The organism is Rosenbergiella metrosideri, assembly GCF_022602565.1.
GTDB lineage: Bacteria > Pseudomonadota > Gammaproteobacteria > Enterobacterales > Enterobacteriaceae > Rosenbergiella > Rosenbergiella metrosideri.
Genome location: NZ_JALBCV010000002.1, coordinates 236,677 through 256,812 on the forward strand (window position 1 = coordinate 236,677; position 20,136 = coordinate 256,812).

At 47.0% G+C, this 20,136-nt stretch carries 18 protein-coding genes, 3 tRNA genes and 1 other RNA gene; 14 read left to right on the forward strand and 8 right to left on the reverse strand.

The window, feature by feature from the left end; genetic code table 11:
• The 8 genes from tolA to MKR94_RS03705 form a co-directional block, all read left to right on the forward strand.
• A partial coding sequence (tolA, locus tag MKR94_RS03670; RefSeq protein ID WP_241645491.1) for a cell envelope integrity protein TolA occupies positions 1-930 on the forward strand: 930 nt, incomplete at its 5' end.
• A 112-nt stretch (positions 931-1,042) separates the two neighbouring features.
• Positions 1,043-2,338, forward strand: a complete 1,296-nt coding sequence (gene tolB / locus MKR94_RS03675) for a Tol-Pal system beta propeller repeat protein TolB (RefSeq protein ID WP_241645615.1) — start codon at positions 1,043-1,045, stop codon at positions 2,336-2,338.
• Positions 2,339-2,382: 44 nt separating this feature from the next.
• Complete coding sequence (pal, locus tag MKR94_RS03680; protein WP_048911808.1) at positions 2,383-2,913, forward strand: peptidoglycan-associated lipoprotein Pal; 531 nt, start codon at positions 2,383-2,385, stop codon at positions 2,911-2,913.
• 9 nt (positions 2,914-2,922) lie between these two features.
• Positions 2,923-3,714, forward strand: a complete 792-nt coding sequence (gene cpoB / locus MKR94_RS03685; RefSeq protein WP_241645492.1) for a cell division protein CpoB — start codon at positions 2,923-2,925, stop codon at positions 3,712-3,714.
• A 166-nt stretch (positions 3,715-3,880) separates the two neighbouring features.
• A tRNA-Lys gene (locus MKR94_RS03690) sits at positions 3,881-3,956 on the forward strand.
• Between the two features lie 37 nt (positions 3,957-3,993).
• A tRNA-Lys gene (locus tag MKR94_RS03695) sits at positions 3,994-4,069 on the forward strand.
• Between the two features lie 19 nt (positions 4,070-4,088).
• Positions 4,089-4,164: transfer RNA gene (locus MKR94_RS03700), tRNA-Lys, on the forward strand.
• 46 nt (positions 4,165-4,210) lie between these two features.
• A non-coding RNA gene (locus MKR94_RS03705) (RtT sRNA) lies at positions 4,211-4,333 on the forward strand.
• A 218-nt stretch (positions 4,334-4,551) separates the two neighbouring features.
• On the opposite strand, the gene MKR94_RS03710 is transcribed toward MKR94_RS03705, so the two are convergent.
• A complete protein-coding gene (locus MKR94_RS03710) occupies positions 4,552-5,310 on the reverse strand; it encodes a DUF3750 domain-containing protein (RefSeq protein WP_241645493.1) in 759 nt (252 codons plus the stop codon).
• Positions 5,311-5,473: 163 nt separating this feature from the next.
• On the opposite strand from MKR94_RS03710, the gene pnuC reads away from it, so the two are divergent.
• The 4 genes from pnuC to MKR94_RS03730 all read left to right on the forward strand — a co-directional run bounded on the left by pnuC (position 5,474) and on the right by MKR94_RS03730 (position 9,806).
• Positions 5,474-6,190 (forward strand): nicotinamide riboside transporter PnuC, encoded by a 717-nt coding sequence (gene pnuC / locus MKR94_RS03715; RefSeq protein WP_241645494.1) that lies wholly within the window; start codon positions 5,474-5,476, stop codon positions 6,188-6,190.
• Between the two features lie 98 nt (positions 6,191-6,288).
• Positions 6,289-7,344 carry a 3-deoxy-7-phosphoheptulonate synthase AroG gene (gene aroG / locus MKR94_RS03720; protein ID WP_241645495.1) on the forward strand — a complete coding sequence of 352 codons (1,056 nt, stop codon included), beginning with the start codon at positions 6,289-6,291 and terminating at the stop codon, positions 7,342-7,344.
• Between the two features lie 244 nt (positions 7,345-7,588).
• Positions 7,589-8,575 carry a glycosyltransferase gene (locus MKR94_RS03725; RefSeq protein ID WP_241645496.1) on the forward strand — a complete coding sequence of 329 codons (987 nt, stop codon included), beginning with the start codon at positions 7,589-7,591 and terminating at the stop codon, positions 8,573-8,575.
• A gap of 4 nt (positions 8,576-8,579) precedes the next feature.
• Positions 8,580-9,806, forward strand: coding sequence for an O-antigen ligase family protein (locus tag MKR94_RS03730; RefSeq protein ID WP_241645497.1), 1,227 nt, complete (start codon positions 8,580-8,582; stop codon positions 9,804-9,806).
• Between the two features lie 600 nt (positions 9,807-10,406).
• Here the strand turns inward: MKR94_RS03730 and gpmA are convergent.
• The 5 genes from gpmA to modF all read right to left on the reverse strand — a co-directional run bounded on the left by gpmA (position 10,407) and on the right by modF (position 16,436).
• Entirely contained in the window at positions 10,407-11,159 is a 753-nt protein-coding gene (gpmA, locus tag MKR94_RS03735) for a 2,3-diphosphoglycerate-dependent phosphoglycerate mutase (RefSeq protein ID WP_099825539.1), read from the reverse strand.
• Between the two features lie 141 nt (positions 11,160-11,300).
• Positions 11,301-12,320, reverse strand: coding sequence for a galactose-1-epimerase (locus tag MKR94_RS03740; RefSeq protein ID WP_241645498.1), 1,020 nt, complete (start codon positions 12,318-12,320; stop codon positions 11,301-11,303).
• On the reverse strand, positions 12,314-13,468 hold the full coding sequence (gene galK, locus MKR94_RS03745; protein ID WP_241645499.1) for a galactokinase: 1,155 nt from the start codon (positions 13,466-13,468) through the stop codon (positions 12,314-12,316). Before galK ends, MKR94_RS03740 begins: the two co-directional genes overlap by 7 nt.
• Positions 13,465-14,511 (reverse strand): UDP-glucose--hexose-1-phosphate uridylyltransferase, encoded by a 1,047-nt coding sequence (locus MKR94_RS03750; RefSeq protein ID WP_241645500.1) that lies wholly within the window; start codon positions 14,509-14,511, stop codon positions 13,465-13,467. The genes galK and MKR94_RS03750 overlap by 4 nt, the downstream gene beginning before the upstream one ends.
• Before the next feature lie 452 nt (positions 14,512-14,963).
• Positions 14,964-16,436 (reverse strand): molybdate ABC transporter ATP-binding protein ModF, encoded by a 1,473-nt coding sequence (modF, locus tag MKR94_RS03755; RefSeq protein WP_241645501.1) that lies wholly within the window; start codon positions 16,434-16,436, stop codon positions 14,964-14,966.
• Between the two features lie 151 nt (positions 16,437-16,587).
• Here modF and MKR94_RS03760 point away from each other — a divergent pair, with 151 nt between their 5' ends.
• Entirely contained in the window at positions 16,588-16,728 is a 141-nt protein-coding gene (locus tag MKR94_RS03760; protein WP_241645502.1) for an AcrZ family multidrug efflux pump-associated protein, read from the forward strand.
• A 36-nt stretch (positions 16,729-16,764) separates the two neighbouring features.
• Here MKR94_RS03760 and MKR94_RS03765 read toward each other — a convergent pair whose 3' ends face one another.
• Positions 16,765-17,583 (reverse strand): pyridoxal phosphatase, encoded by an 819-nt coding sequence (locus tag MKR94_RS03765; protein WP_241645503.1) that lies wholly within the window; start codon positions 17,581-17,583, stop codon positions 16,765-16,767.
• A 136-nt stretch (positions 17,584-17,719) separates the two neighbouring features.
• Between MKR94_RS03765 and pgl the strand changes: the two genes are divergently transcribed.
• The gene (gene pgl / locus MKR94_RS03770; RefSeq protein WP_241645504.1) at positions 17,720-18,712 is read left to right on the forward strand and encodes a 6-phosphogluconolactonase; all 993 of its coding nucleotides are present in this window, start codon (positions 17,720-17,722) and stop codon (positions 18,710-18,712) included.
• 102 nt (positions 18,713-18,814) lie between these two features.
• Here the strand turns inward: pgl and bioA are convergent, their stop codons facing one another.
• A complete protein-coding gene (gene bioA / locus MKR94_RS03775) occupies positions 18,815-20,104 on the reverse strand; it encodes an adenosylmethionine--8-amino-7-oxononanoate transaminase (RefSeq protein ID WP_241645505.1) in 1,290 nt (429 codons plus the stop codon).
• Between the last annotated feature and the right edge of the window lie 32 nt (positions 20,105-20,136).

Consider the following 20,136-nt stretch of genomic DNA (forward strand, 5'->3'; position numbering starts at 1 on the left):
AATCCCGAGGCAGCAGAGCAAGCTAAACAAGCGGCAGCTCAAGCGAAAGCCGAGGCAGCAGAGCAAGCTAAACAAGCGGCAGCTCAAGCGAAAGCCGAGGCAGCAGAGCAAGCTAAACAAGCGGCAGCTCAAGCGAAAGCTGAGGCAGCAGAGCAAGCTAAGCAAGCAGCCGCGCAAGCGAAAGCTGAGGCAGCAGAGCAAGCTAAGCAAGCAGCCGCGCAAGCGAAAGCTGAGGCGAAGGCGAAAGCTGCGCAGGAGGCGAAAGCTCAAGCTGCTGTAGAAGCAAAAGCGGCGCAAGAGGCTAAAGCCAAAGCAGCTGCGGAGGCAAAAGCCAAGACCGCGCAAGAAGCTAAAGCCAAAGCTGCAGCGGACGCGAAAGCGAAAGCAGCAGAAGAAGCTAAAGAAAAAGCTGCAGCAGAGGCGAAAGCGAAAGCTGCCCAAGAAGCTAAAGATAAGGCTACTGCGGAAGCGAAGGCCAAGGCTGATGCTAAAGCTAAAGCTGCAGCAGAAGCAAAAGCCGCTAAAGCAAAAGCGGCGAAAAACGATGCCGCGCTAGATGATCTTTTAGGCGGTTTATCCTCCGGGAAAAACGCACCGAAATCAGCAGCAAGTGGTGGCGCATCGGGACAGGGTAATCAGAAAAAAGCAGGGGTCTCTGGCGCAGCGATCCAAAGTTACCTTGGTCAAGTGCAAAGTGCGATACAAAGCAAGTTTTACGATGCAGACAACTATGTCGGTAAACAGTGCTCAGTACACATAAAATTAGCGCCTGATGGGCTATTAATCTCTGCAACCTCTGCAGGAGGCGATCCTGCGCTTTGCCAAGCTGCACTGACGGCATCGCGTATGGCTCATATTCCGAAACCGCCAAGCCAAGATGTATGGGCGGCGGTGAAAGACGCGACGATTACCTTTAAACCCGGTCAATAAGCTGGCTGTAACACGACCTGTGGCGATAGGGAACACTGGTGGCTCGCACTAGCGGCCATCAGATATTAGGAAACCACTTATCATGAGCGATTGTTCAGGTATGGGAGATAAAATGAAACAGGCATTACGAATAACGTTGAGCTTTTTTCTGTTGGCGTGGGCAGCAATCGCGCAAGCAGAGGTACATATTGAAATTACCCAAGGGGTAAATACTGCGCGTCCTATTGGTGTTGTGCCTTTCCAATGGAGTGGCGGTGGCTCAGCGCCTGAAGATATCGGTGGTATAGTTGCGGCAGATCTGCGTAATAGTGGTAAGTTCAATCCTTTGGATCGTTCACGCCTTCCACAACAACCGACAAGCGCTCAAGAGGTACAACCTGCAGCATGGTCAGCGCTGGGTATTGATGCTGTCGTAGTAGGACAAGTTAAAGGTAATGCCGATGGTAGCTATCAAATTAGTTATCAACTTGTTGATACTGCAGGCGCCCCGGGCACCGTGCTCGCGCAGAATTCGTATAAAGTGACCAAACAGTGGTTACGTTATGCAGCTCACACTGCCAGTGATGAAGTCTTCCAAAAATTAACTGGAATTAAAGGTGCCTTCCGTACGCGTATCGCGTATGTAGTACAGACTAATGGCGGACAGTTCCCTTACGAACTGCGTGTATCTGACTACGACGGCTACAATCAAAATGTTGTACATCGTTCGAGTGAACCATTGATGTCACCGGCTTGGTCGCCAGATGGAAGCAAGGTCGCTTACGTGACATTCGAAAGTGGTCGTTCGGCGTTGGTGGTACAAACACTCTCAAACAGTAGTATCCGTCAAATTGCTTCGTTCCCTCGTCACAATGGCGCACCCGCGTTTTCACCGGATGGGACTAAGCTGGCTTTCGCGTTATCGAAAACAGGTAGCTTAAACCTTTATGTGATGGATTTAGGTTCAGGTCAAATTAGTCAAATTACTAATGGCCGTTATAATAGTACTGAACCGACGTGGTTCCCTGATAGTCAGAATATTGCCTACACCTCTGACCAAGGTGGATTACCTCAAATTTACAAATTAAATATCAACGGTGGTACACCACAGCGTATCACTTGGCAAGGTGGTCAAAATCAAGACGCTGATGTCGCAACCGATGGTAAATCAATGGTGATGGTTAGCACTGCAGGTGGTGCGCAACATATCGCTCGACAAGATCTAGAGACAGGGGCAGTACAAACATTGTCTAGCTCTTATCTGGATGAGACGCCAAGTCTAGCACCTAACGGCACGATGGTGATCTATAGCTCTACTCAGGGTTATGGTTCCGTATTGCAGTTGGTTTCGACCGATGGGCGTTTCAAAGCGCGTCTTCCGACGACTGATGGACAGGTAAAATTCCCTGCCTGGTCGCCGTATATGTGATGCATGTGTAAATATGTATGGCAAACTATAATAGGATTTTCGAAATGCAATTCAATAAAGTGCTGAAAGGTTTACTGCTGGCTCTGCCAGTGTTAGCGGTTGCTGCATGTTCTTCTCACAAGAACAACAATGACCAATCAGGCTCTACCACTGGTGCAGATAGCGCTTACGGTAACGGCATGTCTGGCAATGGCAGCAACGGCAACATGTCTTCAGATGAGCAAGCCCGTCTGCAGATGCAACAACTGCAACAAAACAACATTGTTTACTTTGGTCTGGACAAGTATGACATCCTGCCTGAGTTTGCACAGATGTTAGATCAACACGCTAACTTCTTACGTAGCAACCCTTCTTACAAAGTGACTATCGAAGGTCACGCGGATGAGCGCGGTACGCCAGAATACAACATCGCCCTGGGCGAGCGTCGTGCTAACGCGGTTAAAATGTACCTGCAAGGTAAAGGCGTAGGCGAAGACCAAATGTCTATCGTCTCTTACGGTAAAGAGAAACCAGCAGTCTTAGGTCATGACCAAGCTGCATGGGCGAAAAACCGTCGTGCTGTATTGGTATACTAAGAGAAAACTATGATTAGTAACTTCAGACTTCATACATTGGGTCTGTCGTTACTGATTGGCGTAGCGGCCGTTCCGGCCGCTCATGCCCAGGCGTCAATCAGTAGCGCTGGCTCGGGATCGACCGAAGACCGTGTCACCACCCTCGAACGAATCTCCAACGCACAATCTCAACTTCTCCAGCAACTGCAACAGCAGTTGAACGATACCCAAAGTGATATTGATGCGCTGCGTGGTGAGATCCAACAGAATAGCTATCAACTGAATCAAGTGGTTGAACGGCAAAAGCAACTCTATCAACAAATCGATACCCTAAGCAGTAGTGGGGCGGCCGCCTCAGCTACCTCTTCAGCTTCAAGCGATAATAGTCAACAAGCCTCTACAACCGACCAATCTGCTAGTGACGCTGCAGGACAGGTAGGAACCCAGACTGGCGATATGAATAAAGATTATAATGCGGCTGTCGATTTGGTATTGAAGCAGAACAAGCCTGATGAGGCGATGGCGGCATTACAAGCTTGGGTTAAAAAATATCCGGACTCCACTTACCAACCTAATGCTAATTATTGGTTAGGGCAGCTCTATTATAATAAGGGGCAGAAAGATAACGCCGCTTATTATTTTGCCACGGTAGTGAAAAAATACCCTAAATCTCCAAAATCGGCAGAAGCGTTGTTGAAGATTGGTACCATCATGAAGGATAAAAATCAGCTGGATAAAGCCAAATCTGTTTGGCAGCAAGTGATTCAGCTCTATCCTAATACCCCTTCAGCAAAAGTGGCGCAAAAAGCCTTAGCCGAGTAATGTTAAGATTTTTTCAGCAATTTCTGGCTGAATAGTGTCCGTGTCGCTGTAAAGGTAAGCAACTGATGATTTATTTTGAATTAATGGTTGCGCTGTCTCGGTAAATCAGTAATATATGCCGCCGTTGCCGAGACAAACTTAAACAGTGTTTTTGGCAAGGAAAATCGGGTCGTTAGCTCAGTTGGTAGAGCAGTTGACTTTTAATCAATTGGTCGCAGGTTCGAATCCTGCACGACCCACCACTTAAGTGGGGACTGATTTTCCAGAATGATTTAAGATGGGTCGTTAGCTCAGTTGGTAGAGCAGTTGACTTTTAATCAATTGGTCGCAGGTTCGAATCCTGCACGACCCACCATCTTAATCATCCCTATTCAGGGTCGTTAGCTCAGTTGGTAGAGCAGTTGACTTTTAATCAATTGGTCGCAGGTTCGAATCCTGCACGACCCACCAAATTTTGTAAAAAAGCACCTTATAGGTGCTTTTTTTCGTTCCAACACTCGATGTTAAATCGTACAGGATGAGAACCTGCAGCAGGTTCGAGTCGAACGCAGTGAGACAGCGTTGCCAGTGGCAACGACCCGTAGGGCGAGCGTAGCGAGTCATCCTGCACGACCCACCAAATTTTGTAAAAAAGCACCTTATAGGTGCTTTTTTTTCGTTCCAACACTCGGTGTTAAATCGTACAGGATGAGAACCTGCAGCAGGTTCGAGTCGAACGCAGTGAGACAGCGTTGCCAGTAGCAACGACCTACCAAGTTCCTACTGGAGCCAAGCCTCTAGTCATGACCGCGCCAGAGAATGCTGACGCGGTTTTTTTGTCTCGATAACACTCATCGGTTAAGGATCATGATGATCGGCGGGTAGGTTACCGATGAAAGGAAGTCGACCCTGCAGCGGTGAAACGTTAATCCCTAGATTCATTCCCAGTAAGTTGAATTCAATCCCTTCTTGTTCACCTAGGTTAATCCCTAATAGCCCTAAAAAGGACAGTTGTATCCCTTTACCTGAAGGGGGACGGCCAATTGGGTCGGTTAAGGAACGATAATCCTTGCCTATCGCATTAGCAGGCATATTGAGTTCCAGCTGAGGAACTTGACGTCCTATATGCGCAATGAAGGTATTACTATTAGGCCCAGGCCATGCATGGTAGGTATGTGGATAGGGATAGCTGTGTACTGCAGCGTCCAGACGCGGAATCATGGCTTCCGCGGCCTCTCCCCGGTACTCTACCAAGATATGAGGGCGTGCCCCATACCAATAACCATCAGCAATGGCATAGTCTTTCCGGATCAAATCACTATTGCGCCAGCCAATAACGTCATAACGCGTATAGTGGGTCTCGCCACTGCGCTTATAGACGAGCCAAGTGTGCACGGTAAAATGCCCACGCCATCCATAGGTCTTAGCCGCCAATACGGCTACCAGTGCGCTATCCTTTATCGACGCGGGGTCAGCTAAGAGTTGTGCAGAGTCTCGGCGCGCAGTAGTCCAGCTATCCCCGATAACAGGACGATTAGCGGCCCTGTCAGTGAGATAACTGGCGAGTAAGGCTAATAATGCGATAATAATGTAAGCGAAGAGGCCGCGACGTAGCATAAGAATAGTTACGCTCCTTAAAACGGAAGTAGATAAGATAGAGTGTAGGAAGTCATGATGGAAACACAACTTAACTTGGGAGAGTGGGGAAAATTAAGGAAATAAAAGACAAACGGACCGACTTATTGTATGTTGTTTAGTATACTAAACATGAGGTGCGGCGATGAATTTTTTCAGTATCAATACGTTGTTAGTGCATATTCCTTTAGGTAAGCAGGGCTACGATCTCTCATGGATTGAAGCGGTCGGTACCCTTTGTGGATTACTCTGTATCTGGCTTGCAAGCAAAGAGAAAATCATCAATTATCCCTTTGGTATTGTTAATGTGCTGCTGTTTGCGGTTATCTTTTATCAAATACAGCTTTACTCCAGTCTCCTGCTACAAATTTTCTTCCTACTGGCCAATGTCTACGGTTGGTACGCTTGGACCCGACAAACGTCTTCTCAACAAGTAGAGCTCCAAATACGTTGGCTGGGGACGCGTGCGCGTACAGTGTGGGGGGCAGTTTCTTTGATCTCAATACTCGTCATGACACGCTTTATTGATGCTATTTTTGGGCTATTCGCTCGCCTAACCGTTATGCTTCTCAATCAATTAGGGCTTACGGCTCAGCTTCCGGTGTTACAACCCGATGCCTATCCTTTCTGGGATGCCTGTATGACCATTCTATCGGTTGTGGCGATGATTTTCATGACACGTAAATGGGTGGAAAACTGGATACTGTGGGTGGTGATTAACATCATCAGCGTCGTAATATTCACTCTACAAGGGGTTTACGCTATGTCGATTGAGTATATGATTCTCACGTTTATCGCGATTAATGGTGTGCGTCTCTGGTCGAGAAAAGCCTCGCAGAATGACGGTTCACACACTTCTTAATTCCCTGAGGGAAAAAGTGGCAATAAGGGTTTGCAGTTTGACAGTGGCACGTTAGAGTATCGCTAGGACAACGGCACACTTATCGTGATGGAATAATAATGAGCTATAAAAACGACGATTTACGGATCACAGAAATTAAAGAACTTTTACCGCCAGTGGCACTGCTAGAGAAATTTCCTGCAACAGACCGTGCCGCTGAAACGGTGGCTAAAAGCCGTCAAGCTATTCAGCAGGTCTTGCAGCAACAAGACGATAGATTACTTGTCGTGATTGGACCTTGCTCGATTCATGATACCTATGCCGCGATGGAATACGCTCAACGTCTTGTTGCCTTACGGGATGAACTGAAAGGCGAGTTAGAAATCGTTATGCGTGTCTACTTTGAAAAACCGCGTACCACCGTGGGTTGGAAAGGGTTGATTAACGATCCCTACATGAACGGCAGCTTTGATATCAATGAGGGATTACGATTAGGTCGTAAGCTTCTTCTGGATATCAACGATCTGGGTATGCCGACGGCGGGAGAGTTTCTTGATATGATCACTCCCCAATATTTAGCTGATCTCATGAGCTGGGGAGCGATTGGTGCCCGTACCACTGAGTCGCAGGTACACCGTGAATTGGCGTCTGGTCTCTCTTGTCCTGTGGGCTTTAAAAATGGTACCGACGGCACGATTAAAGTCGCGATTGATGCCATCAATGCAGCCTCCGCTGGCCACTGCTTCTTATCGGTAACCAAATATGGTCACTCGGCGATTGTTGAGACCGCAGGGAATAAAGATTGTCATATTATCCTTCGTGGCGGCAAAACGCCTAACTATAGTGCGGAAGATGTTGCCGCCGTGAAGGCCGGCCTGACTCAAGCAGGTTTACCGCCGCAAGTGATGATCGATTTCAGCCATGCCAATAGCTCCAAGCAGTATCAAAAGCAGATGGAGGTTGCGACGGATGTTGCTGGTCAGATCGCGCAGGGTGATAACGCGATTATGGGTGTGATGATTGAAAGTCACTTAGTGGAAGGTAACCAGAGTTTAGAGAGCGGACAGCCTCTGACCTACGGTCAAAGCGTTACAGATGCTTGTATTGGTTGGCCTGTTACGGAACAAGTATTGAAACAGTTAGCTGAGGCGGTAATCGCACGCCGTCAAGCCTAAAAGAAAGGCCGGATTATCCGGCCTTAGCCAAAAGGTAACTAACATTGTAGTGATGTACATCTGTAGCTCGTTTATTATATAAACAAAATGATTTTGAATAAAAAATATACTATCAGACTTGATGAATAGTCTCCATTCGTAATCCTAATTGCTATCGAACCACAACCGCCTTAACGTTTCTTATAGAAATTTACGCAATCCTAATATAAAATTGGATTCATCTCATTGCTTAGTGGATGAATTAATGTTTTTCGGTCAAAAAACAATCAAAAGTCAGGTCCAATTTAGCTCGCTTGATGACAGCGAAGATTTGAATATTGCTTACGGTGCAGATGATAAATTTATCTTTGGCGCTGGCGTTTCAATCGAGTCTGTTATTATCAATAATAAACATAAGAAATTGCGATTCCATATCTTTACTGACGATATATCACGCGATAACGCAGCCAAATTAGCTAGGATATGCGATAAACATAAAACCGCTATCAATATATACAATGTTGATAGCGGTTTTATCAAGACGCTGCCATCAAACAAGGCGTGGAATCACGCTATATACTTCCGCTTGATGATAGCAGACTACTTTCAGAGTAAGGTGGAAAAAGTTCTCTATCTTGATTCGGACGTTTTTTGTTCGGGTGATATTGGCTACTTGATTGATCTTGACATTAGCGGTTACACCGTTGCTGCAGTGAACGATCCTAGCACTAAACATATCATCAAAACAGATGAGTTATTCTGCACTAATTTTGCTCAAGTAGGATATTTCAACTCAGGTGTGATGCTTATTAATATTAATGAGTGGGGTAAGCAAAGTATTACTGAGAAATCAATGAATATCCTTATCAATGACAGTAAAATGAACGCTCTGACCTATTATGACCAAGATGCTATTAATGTGGCAACTAATGGAAACGTATTATTTATAGATAATATTTTTAATTATATTATCGATCTCAACTATAAATACAAATGTACCGAAAATTTAGCCCATAAAAAAGCTTCATTATTTCATTTTGTTGGTTTAACTAAGCCGTGGCACGAGTGGTCTCAGTTCTACCGTGAATGTGAACCTTTTAACGTAGCTAAATCTTCATCGCCTTGGCATTATGAACCTCTTATCAAGCCAGTCACGAAGTACAACCACAAATATTCCGCAAAGCACTACAGATTTAATGGCCGTATCTTTAGAGCGCTACGCGATTACATCAAGTATAAAGCCCTGAGTTGATAGCATGACAATACGCGAATTTTTTTATGGCATTAGTATGTTACTAATGCCTATTAGCGCTTTCTTAGCTCCTACAGAATGGATAATGGGACGGAACGCTATGTTTCTCGCATTATTTATTCTCGTACTACAGTTTATCTGCAGCAGGGAAAAAGCCCGTCAGCTAGATAGAATCTGGTTATTTATAGCAGTAGTGGTGGCAGGGATAGCTTTCTGCCAGCTTTGGTGGGTAAATCAGTTCGGGGACAGCAGTGCCGGAGAGTTACTTGCTAATACAAGTTATGCCAAAACGTACAAACTTTTGATGCCTTTATCGATTCTAATTTTTGTTACGAGCGTAATTCCAGATAAAGTTATTTCTCGCTTTCGTTTCCTGCTATTGGGGATGATCTGTCTTGCATTTGGGGTAGCTTCCTATGAAGGAATTTATACTTACCTAAGCGAAGATAGCGTTCGTGCTAACATTGGGGGGATATCGACAACAGCGGCATATCTTGAAACAATCCAAGGGTTATTATGCCTTTATGCGATCAATACTCTTGAAGTGCGTTACAAGAAGCGTTTAATGATAGTTGTCAGCGTGATAACTTTCATCATTATCCTTATGACTGGTACACGTAGTGCAACGCTATTGTTTCCTGTGATTTTACTAATCATGGCCTTCAGAAGCATGGCTGTAAAGGATGTTATTAAACTCGTTCTCGTTCTTGTCATACTGTTTACCGTAACACTGATCGCTGCGCATCAGGTCCGAGATAGGTTCATTGAAGCGTATCAGGATCTTAGTCATGAAAATACAAATAATAGTACCTCTATTGGGGCTCGGTTTAGTATGTGGAGGTCAGGATTTTTCACCGCTAGTAACCACCTAGTAGGGCAGAGTGCCGAATCTCGATTACATGACATTACCCGATACATTGATACAAACGAAAAAGCCAACGCTGAAGCGCTGCGTAATGTTCCTTATCATACGCATAACGAGCTAATTGAGATTGCTTCACTACAAGGTATCGCTCCTGCATCGCTCATGCTGATATTATATGCTCTCACTTTCATGGCATTTAGGAAGAAAGGAAGAGTTGACTTGGCAGTCTTTACGTTCACTATGCCGCTCATTATTTTTGGTATTGGTGACGTGTTGATGATTTACCCGAAAGCGATACTCTCTATCTTTCCAACACTATGTCTATACAACATGCTCACTAGAATAAATAGAGAACAAAGAGTCTAAAATAAAGGCCTCGTGTGGAGTTGCTAATAAAACTGGACATTTCTAGTTAGAAAATATGTGAGGCCTGATTACATTAGGCCTTTGCATTAAACTTTAGTCCGCTTGGAATTAAAATACTTTATATACTCGGCTATCACATTATCTAAGTCATGACCTTTGGTTCTCTTACTCTCCATTATACCGTTATTAGCGAGGTCTTTTTGATAAGAAAGATTTCGACTCTCCAATCCTGATCGCTGTGTAATAGCGATTTTTCTGTTTTAGCTCGTCAAAATTATCATCGTCTGAATAAGGAGGCTAATTAGGGGGGCACCCTAAGTATCGCTTTCTGTCAGAGTATAAATTTAGCTTATTATAGCGGTTACCCCTACTGATAAGATTACAGAGGAAGTTAAATTGAGTAAGGGCTTAAATATGACCGAAAAATCAGCCTTCTGTCGATATCATTATCTTTCGATGCTCGGGTTTAGTGCTACAACAAGAAGTAAAAAAACATCCGTAATCTTAAAAAAATTACGGATTCTAATATTATGGCTTGATCGTTTAATTAGCCATCCACTGCTTAACCGTTCGGCACTACCGATTATCCGGCCTTTTTACTTACTTCGCTTTACCTTGGTTAGCGACCGCTGCTGCGCGGGCAGCCACTTCATCGGCATCACCGAGATAGTAGCGTTTCAGTGGTTTGAAGTTCTCATCGAACTCATAGACCAATGGCACGCCAGTTGGGATATTCAGCTCTAAGATCTCATCTTCAGAAAGACCTTCAAGATACTTAACCATTGCACGCAGAGAGTTACCATGCGCGGCGATAATCACTTTCTCACCACTTTTAATGCGCGGCAGGATGGTTTCATTCCAGTAAGGAATCACACGCTCGATGGTGGTTGCTAAGCTTTCAGTCACCGGCAGCTCTTCAGCACTGAGTGAAGCATAGCGTGGGTCATGTCCCGGGAAACGCTCATCAGAACGCTCTAATTCTGGTGGGGTAACGGCAAAGCCACGACGCCATTGTTTAACTTGCTCGTCACCGTATTTTTCTGCAGTTTCTGCTTTGTTCAGACCTTGCAGCGCACCGTAGTGACGCTCATTGAGGCGCCAGCTTTTTTCAACGGGTAGCCAAGCCTGATCAAGCTCATCTAACACAGACCATAGGGTATGAATGGCACGTTTGAGAACAGAAGTGTAAGCGAAGTCAAAAGTAAACCCCTCTTGCTTGAGAAGTTTGCCCGCAGCTTGCGCTTCTCCCCGACCTTTTTCAGAAAGGTCAACGTCATACCAACCGGTGAAGCGGTTTTCTTGGTTCCACTGGCTTTCGCCGTGGCGGACCAGTACAAGCTTAGTTACTGCCATCGTAAAGCTCCTTCAATGATTAATCATTCACTTTAAAATTGTTCTCACCGCAACGACTGTTCGGTCAAGAGACACTACTGCCACTACCATAGCGGAAAAGGGCGCGTCGCGTAAGTCTCTGACCCTTTTTGCGATGACTTTTTAAGCACTGATAAAATGATAGCCAAAACGAATCTGACGAATTTCTCCCGCCGGTAACCAACAGCCCGCCAGTGGCGTATCATTCACCGCGTCAGGACGATAACCCGGTTCTAATGCTACACCCTGATAATTATCATATTTTCCTTGGGGTGCGGGCGTACCTGACAGATAGTTCCCAGTATATAGTTGTAACGCCGGTTCGCTACTGTATAGATTCATCTGTAATCGGCCATCAGCTGCACTTAGCGTCGCGACCGGCTGGTTTATCGTATGGGCATCGATAATGAAAGCGTGATCATAACCGCCGGTCATTTGTTGAAAATTGTCCGCTAAAAAATCTTGTGCGAGAGATTTTGGCGAGCGAAAATCGAAGGCGGTCTCTGCAACAGGCAGGCAGTCTCCGTCGGGGAGTCCATCCGCATCGACGGGTTGGAAAGATGAGCTGTGCAGCGTAAGCCGGTGAGCACGGATATCGCCTTGTGTCCCATCGAGATTGAAGTAGGCATGATTAGTTAACGATAACGGGGTGAGGGCATCGGATTGTGCGCTAAAACAGAAATCTAAGCGATTATCATCACTCAGTGTTAGGGTGAGCTCAATGTCAACATTCCCCGGGAAACCTTGGTCGCTATCGGCAGAGTGTAAGCGATAGACTAAGGTCTTATCGGTATGAACCACCTGCTGCCAGCGTCGATGGCTAAATCCCTCTGGCCCGCCATGTAGTTGATGAGGACCTTGATTACTAGTCAGCTGACAGTCGAGAGCAGTGAGATAGCCTTGGCGAATACGATTTGCGTAACGTCCGACGGTTGCCCCAAGGTAGGCCGATTGTTGTAGATAACGTTCAGGTGAGCCACAGCTTAGGATAGCCTCCCGTAAGTGGCCATCCGCTTGCGGAATTTGCGCACTTATCCACGTTGCTCCCCAGTCCATAAAGCGTACAACCATTCCTTGCGCATTACGCAGTTCGGCAAGATTAAACGGTTGACCGTCGGGCGCGAGGGCAGTTGATGTTAGCATGGGCTAGCTCCTTGTGAAGCATGGCAGAGATAATAGGTCTCTTTGATTCCTGTCGCGGCAAAGTAGTGATCGGCCATGGCCGCTTGGACGGCCTCAACTTTATGAGAGGGCAGGAGTGCCACGACGCAGCCACCGAATCCGCCGCCAGTCATGCGTGCGCCGCCCTCCTCACCAATCGCATCTTGTAATAACGCCACTAAACAGTCGATCTGTGGCACCGTTATCGCGAAGTCATCGCGCATAGAGTTATGGGATTCGGCCATTAACTGCCCCATTCGGGTTAAATCACCTCGGTTCAGTGCTTCTGTTGCTTCTAACGTCCGTTTGTTTTCCGTAAGAATATGGCGGACGCGTTTCGCGACGGTAGGTTTCATTTCTGCTTCACGGGCGTAAAACGTTTCCAAGGTCACCTCGCGTAATGATTGCTGGCCGAAAAAGGCCGCACCTTGCTGGCATTGCTCGCGGCGTAGATTATATTCGCTGCCCACTAAGGTCCGTTTGAAATTGGAGTTCACAATCAATACCGCAATATCATTTGGCATCGATACGGCTTTTGTTTCAAGCGATTGGCAATCGAGTAATAAGGCATGATCAGCCTGACCCATTGCCGAAATCATCTGATCCATTATGCCGCAATTACAGCCTACAAACTGGTTCTCCGCTGCTTGACCGTTGAGTGCGATTTGTACAGGGGTAATCGGCAGTTGCCATAAATGCTTAATCGCGGTTCCGATTGCCACTTCCAAGGAAGCAGAGGAGCTTAATCCAGCACCTTGTGGAACATTACCACTGATCACCATATCCATTCCTTGAAACTGGTCAGTAATCTGTCGTAAATGTTTAACTACGCCACGCAGATAATTTGACCACATCGCAGACGGGTGAAATTCGATTGGCGTATCTAACGAGAACTCGTCCCGTTGATCGTCATAATCTGCGGCAATCACGCGAACGCGATTGTCCTGGCGTTTAGCACAACAGATAACCGTTTTATAATCGATGGCGCAAGGTAAGACGAAGCCCTGGTTATAGTCGGTATGTTCACCGATCAGGTTAACCCGTCCCGGTGCTTGGAAGAAATCGGTTGGTGCATAGCCGAAGTGCTGCTGAAAACGCTGTTCACAGCGCTGTTTAAGTTCAGTGATCATTGTGGAGTCTCTCGAAAGTGGCGGTCACTCACGGATCGTAGGCGTTCCGCAGCTTGTTCAGGGGTAAGGTCGCGCTGGACTTCTGCTAACATTTCGTAGCCGACCATAAATTTACGCACGGTAGCAGAGCGCAGTAGTGGGGGATAAAAGTGAGCATGTAACTGCCAGTGCGCGCAGGCTTCATCGGTGAACGGTGCGCCATGCCATCCCATCGAATAGGGGAAAGCGCAATGGAACAGATTATCGTAGCGGCTGGTTAACTGTTTTAAGGCAAGGGCGAGATCGTCGCGCTGCGCCACAGAGAGTTCGGTTAAACGGGCCACTTTGGCTTTAGGCAATAATAAGGTCTCGAAGGGCCATACCGCCCACCAAGGTACGACGGCGATCCAATGGTCCGTTTCAATCACTAAGCGCTCTTTTTGCTGCAGTTCTTTCTGCGCATAGTCCCATAACAGCGGACGCTGGTGGCGTTGATAATAGTCATGTTGTTGGCGATCTTCGGTAGCGATTTGGTTAGGAATGAAGCTATTTGCCCAAACTTGACCATGAGGATGTGGGTTCGAGCAACCCATTGCCGCCCCTTTGTTTTCGAAAATTTGTACCCACGGGTAAGTCTTTCCCAATTCGGCCAGCTGCGCTTGCCATACCTGTATAACTTGGCTAATTGCTGAAAGCGAAAGCTCTGGCAGCGTTTTACTGTGATCGGGGGAAAAACAGATCACTCGGCTGATCCCGCGAGCACTCTCTAATTGGAATAGTTCGTCCTCACACTCTGCCGAAGAGGGGGTGTCAGGGAGTAATGCTGAGAAATCATTCGTAAAGACGAAAGGTGCATGGTAATCAGGATTAACCTCGCCATTGATACGCCTGTTCCTTGGACACAGGTAGCACTCTGAATCATGTTGCGGCAGCTGTTGAGGGCTTACTGTCTCCTCAGCGCCTTGCCACGGGCGTTTTGCACGATGGGGGGACACCAACACCCACTCACCGGTTAGGGGATTGAACCGGCGATGGGGATGGTCGAGGGGATTAAAGGTTTGCATAGTCATCTCGTCATAATTAAGCCGTAATAACTGAAGCGTAGCATGAATTTAGGTCTATTTTTGTGATCATGCTAATAACTATGGAAACGTTTACACTCAATTCAAAAGGCTTTATGAAGAATAATCGAGCAATTAATATCCTTTTGTGTAAGCGATTACATTCTAGAGTAATAAAGCCCAATTCAACACATACCCTAACATTCTGAACTTAAGTGATTGAAGGTAAGAGAAATGAGGGGAGGTAGCGCAGGTGATTAACACTTTTAGAGGAGCGAGTCACTGCTTAACTTTTATCCTTAATAAGGGTTACATTTTACTTTAAGGTTTTTTGGAAATTGTAGAAAGGCCGCAAGATTGTGGGACAACTGTCCCGACCGGGTTGTCAAAAAGATGATGGTTTCGTCGCTTAATATTGTTGAGCACCCACCGTTTTCACAGTGGGTGAGATCAGGCTAAAGGCTCTCTTGTAAATAGTCATAGCCCCCTTGATCGTTGGCAACGAAGCGTAATCGGTGGGTGATGCACTGCGGAGCATCTTCTGCATGATGAGAGACAAAGAGCAGCTGTGTGGTGCCTTGGTCAATTAGCCTCGATACAAACTGTTTGATCAGCTGACGATTAAGCCCATCCAACCCTTGTAAAGGCTCATCGAGAATCAGTAATTGGGGATGTTTCACTAACGCTCGTACAATCAGCACCAACCGTTGCTGCCCCCAGGATAAGTCATGGAAGGGCAGGTGTGCTTGTTCAGCAGAGATTCCGATCAGCGCGAGCCATTGATCAGCCAATGCCTGATGGCGGTCGCCCGGAACCTGGTAAAGGCCAATGGAATCGAAATAGCCAGAGAGCACAACGGTACGCACTGAGGCGCTAACGCGGTACTCAAGGTGCAAACTGCTGCTGACGTAGCCAATATGTTTCTTAATATCCCACAAGGTCTCACCACTGCCTCGACGAATGCCGAATAATGTCAGATCGTTGCTGTAGCCTTGTGGGTGGTCGCCGGTGACTAAGCTCAGTAACGTCGACTTCCCCGCACCATTGGGACCGGTAATCTGCCAATGCTCACCGGGATTTACTTGCCAAGTGAGGTTATTGATAATTACATTATCATCCCATGAGACACGTCCCGATACTAGACGGATCAACGGTGTAGAAGAGGGCAGCGCTGGCACGGTGGTAGGCGTATCGCGCTCAGGTAGCTTAACGGCTGATAACTGCTCTAGATGGTGAAGTTGTGCGACAACATTATCTGCTAACACTTGCTCACGCGGTGCTAAAGGCTGTAAGTGACCTTCAATCAGTAAGCCGACTCGGTCGACAAATGGCGGGATATCTTCGAAACGATTGATCACGAAAACCAATGTAAGCCCCTGTTGCTGTAACTCCCGCAAAATTTGCTGCAAAGCTGCACGAGAATCGACATCCAGCCCATCGAAAGGCTCATCAAGGATTAACAGATCCGGGGTAGACATTAAAGCTTGGCATAATAAAGTCTTTCGCGTTTCGCCGGTTGATAGCACTTTAAATGGTCGATCAAGCAGTGGCACAATACCGAAACGCTCGGCTAAAGCTTGGCAGCGTGCGGGATCTTGATAAGCTTCCTGAATAACCTCCCGTGTCAGTTTGCCATCACTGTTTTCACCTTCGCTGAAGAGATCGCTATTATTGCGCTGCCACTCTTTATCGATAAATGCCGAAAGCTGCTCGAATGAGAGCCGAGTAGGGGAGGTGAAGTCATTGTCGAGGGTTCCCCTAGCTTTTGGGAGGTCGCCATTTAGCGCCAGCGCCAGTGAAGATTTTCCGCTGCCATTAGTCCCGACTAAGGCGATGCTTTCTCCTTCCGATAAGTGCAACGAGTCTATCTGTAGAGACCAGCGTTCCCCACGATGAAATGTACATTGCGAAATATGCAATATTTTCATATTCTATACCGTTTTATGCATTTACCTTAGTTTTAGCGAGCTGCCGCTGGCTTGTCAATCTTTGCTGAACAGGGTAAAGGCACAAAAAGCGGTATCCACGCTGCTCCAGTGTCGTTAAAATAGAAGTTTTAGACGCCGAAGGGAGAAGACTATGCTGGAACTGCTGAAAAGTTTGCTGATGGCGATCATCATGGTACCTGTACTGATGGCCGTTATTTTGGGGTTAATCTGGGGAATAGGTGAGCTGTTTAACCTTATTTCTGGAACGAAGAACGAAAAGAACTCAGCCTGATGTCACGCCTATGCCTGTCCGGCATAGGCAAAATGTTTACAGAAGTGTCGATTCGATAAATCGTGCGATCGATGGCGCGTCATTACTTCCAATCACTACCTGACAGCGATCTTTAATCTCCTGTTTCGCTTCATGCATCGCAACGCCAATTCCCGCTCTTTCTAACATACTTAAATCGTTATTGTTATCGCCAAAGGCGACCACTTGATCCATTGATAATTGCTGCGCGCTCACCCATTCTGCAAGTCTCTTACCCTTACTATTACCCCGTTTGGCAATATCAATTTGGTCGGTCCATGACCACTCACATACCACCTCTGCAGCAGCCTCCACACGGTCTGCAAAACGATGCAACTGCGTCAAGTCAGCGTGAGCTAATGCAAATTTCCACAAGGGTTCACCGCTCTCCACCACCGATTTGAGGTCATTGACTTGACGAAATACCGGGCGCAGTTCTACTGGGTACTGTTCCGCCCAAGCTTGCATACGGATAACATGTGGGGTGGGTTGCTCGTAATACATTGCGTCACCGGCATACAGTAATCCCTTGATGTCCGCTTGCCGTAAAGCGTCGATAACAATCTCAGTGTCGACAGTAGGAAGCGGATCACTATCAATCACGGCATGCTTTTGGAAATCATAAGAGTAAGTACCATTACAACATATGGCAGGATCCGTTAAGGCGAGGGTCTGATAAATCGGATGAATTGCACTATGGTGGCGACCTGTGACGATCAAAACGTGATAGCCCGCCGCTTTAGCACGGGTGAGAGCCTCAATGGATTCGGTGAGAACCTGTTTTTGACTGGTTAATAGGGTGCCATCTAAATCTAATGCGATAACTCGGTAATCCATAATAACGTCACCTAATTTTAAGATGTATAAAAAAAGTCTACACCCGAAAGGAGCGGAGCAGCAAATCTCGCACAAAATCACTGTTACAATTATAGAATTGGTGCACACTAGATCTAACTAAAGTTAAGGAGAGCGCATGAAACAAGTTATTTATACAGCTAGCCCAGAAAGTGAAGAGATCCATGTATGGCAACTGTCTGAGCAGGGTGATTTGGCGTTATTGCAAACGGTCAACGCGCCTGGGCAACCCCAGCCGTTAGCCATTAACCCTCTGCATAACGTCCTGTACGCAGGGGTGAAGCCTGAATTCCGAGTGGCGGCGTGGAAAATCGACGCAACAGGCACACTGACTTGGTTAGACGAAGCTGCGCTGCCAGGAAGTGCCACGTATCTTGCTACGGATCGTGGGGGAGAGGCGCTGTATGTTGGCTATTACCATGATGGTTTTGTTAGTTATGGTCAGCTCGGGGCCGAAGGTCAACCGACCTCCCCGTCCCAAGTATTGAAAGGGTTAGACGGTTGTCACTCGGCGAATATTAACGTGGCCAATAACCAACTCTACGTCCCCGCATTAAAACAAGATCGTATCTGTGTATATCCGCTTCGTGATGACAAGAGTTTAGATGAAGCCAACGTTTCGCAAATCGAGTCCGCGGCAGGGGCTGGCCCACGCCATATGGCTTTCCATCCCCAAGGAAAATTTGCTTACACCATTAACGAGCTAGACAGCACGGTGATGGTTATCGCATTGGGTCAAGGTAACGATAAGGTGGTGCAGACACTGCCAACTCAACCTGACGATTTCACTGGAACCCCTTGGGCTGCAGATATCCATCTCACACCGGATGGTAAATTCCTCTATACCTGTGATCGGACCAGTAGTTTACTGACTATCTTTGCTGTTTCCGAGCAGGGGGATGCGCTCTCTTTAGTGGGCTTCCACCCAACAGAGACTCAACCCCGTGGTTTTACATTGGATAGAGCAGGGAAATTTTTAATCGCGACCGGTCAGAAATCTCACCATATCGCGGTCTACCGCATTGATCAACAAAGCGGAAAGCTAACCGATTTAGGGCGTTATGCAGCAGGTCAGGGGCCGATGTGGGCGATCGCCCATACCCCAGAATAGCGTGTAAAGTGCCACCGAGGTGGCACTTTTTTTGAAGGTCACCTAATCGAAAGTCAGCCTAATAGGGCAACGCTTCGCTCGCTACAGCCTTCGCGTTACCGATTACTGAAACAGCGAGTCTTGCTCTACGGCTGCGGTAATAGCTGACATTAATTGCGCAAGCTGCTGTTCAGTGATCAGATAGGGAGGCATAAGGTAAATCAGTTTACCAAAAGGCCTTATCCATACACCGGCGTCAACGAAGAAAGCTTGAATGTCCGCCATCGCCACAGTGCGATGACACTCCACCACCCCGATAGCGCCTAATACTCTGACATCTTTAACATTTCGGTGGTCAATTAACGGACCGAGTCCAGCATTAAGCTGCGCTGCGATACTGCTCACCTGTTGTTGCCACGCACCTTCGGCTAGAATTCTTAAACTCTCGGTCGCGACTGCACAGGCGAGGGGGTTTCCCATAAAGGTTGGGCCATGCATAAAACAACCAGCCGGGCTACAACTGATACCCTCTGCGACACGATCAGTCGTCAAAGTCGCCGCGAGCGTCATCGTGCCACCCGTCAGGCCTTTACCAACACAGAGAATGTCTGGAGAAATATTGGCATGTTCACAGGCGAACATCTTCCCTGTTCGTCCGAAGCCAGTAGCAATTTCATCGGCTATCAGAAGTACATCGTACTGATCACACAACTCTCGTATGCGTTTAAGCAGCTGAGGATGATAGAAACGCATCCCCCCGGCACCTTGTACGATTGGCTCCAGAATGACGGCCGCAAGAGTATGATGATGTTCGGCGAAGGCCTCCCTCAGTGCATCCGCTTCACTTTCCTGCCAAGGTTGGTCAAACGTACATTGGGGTACTGGAACGAAGAGATGTTCGGGCAAGTAACCCTGCCATAGGGAATGCATGGAGTTTTCAGGATCACAGACTGACATTGCCGCGTAGGTATCGCCATGATACCCCCCGCGTAACGTTAAAAATTTTTGCTTACTCTGCGACGTTCCACTCCAATATTGCACCGCCATTTTCATTGCGACTTCTACTGCGACCGATCCCGAATCAGCCAAAAAGACTTTCGTTAACCCAGTCGGCACAATGGCCAATAATTCACGGCCAAGCTTCACGGCGGGACGGTGAGTCAAACCGCCGAACATCACGTGCGACATGCTAGCAATTTGGTCGGTCATCGCGCGGTTTAACCGTGGGTGATTATAACCATGAATTGCGGCCCACCATGAAGACATCCCTTCCACCAATTCTTGCCCCGTTTCGAGAGTAATACTGCAGCCTTGAGCCGAAGCAACAGGGTAGCAAGGAAGAGGATCCCGCATTGAGGTATAGGGATGCCAAAGGTGTTGACGATCGAATTCACTATCTTCTGTCGGGAACATAATTGTTGTAAACTGTTTTCTATAAATTTAGT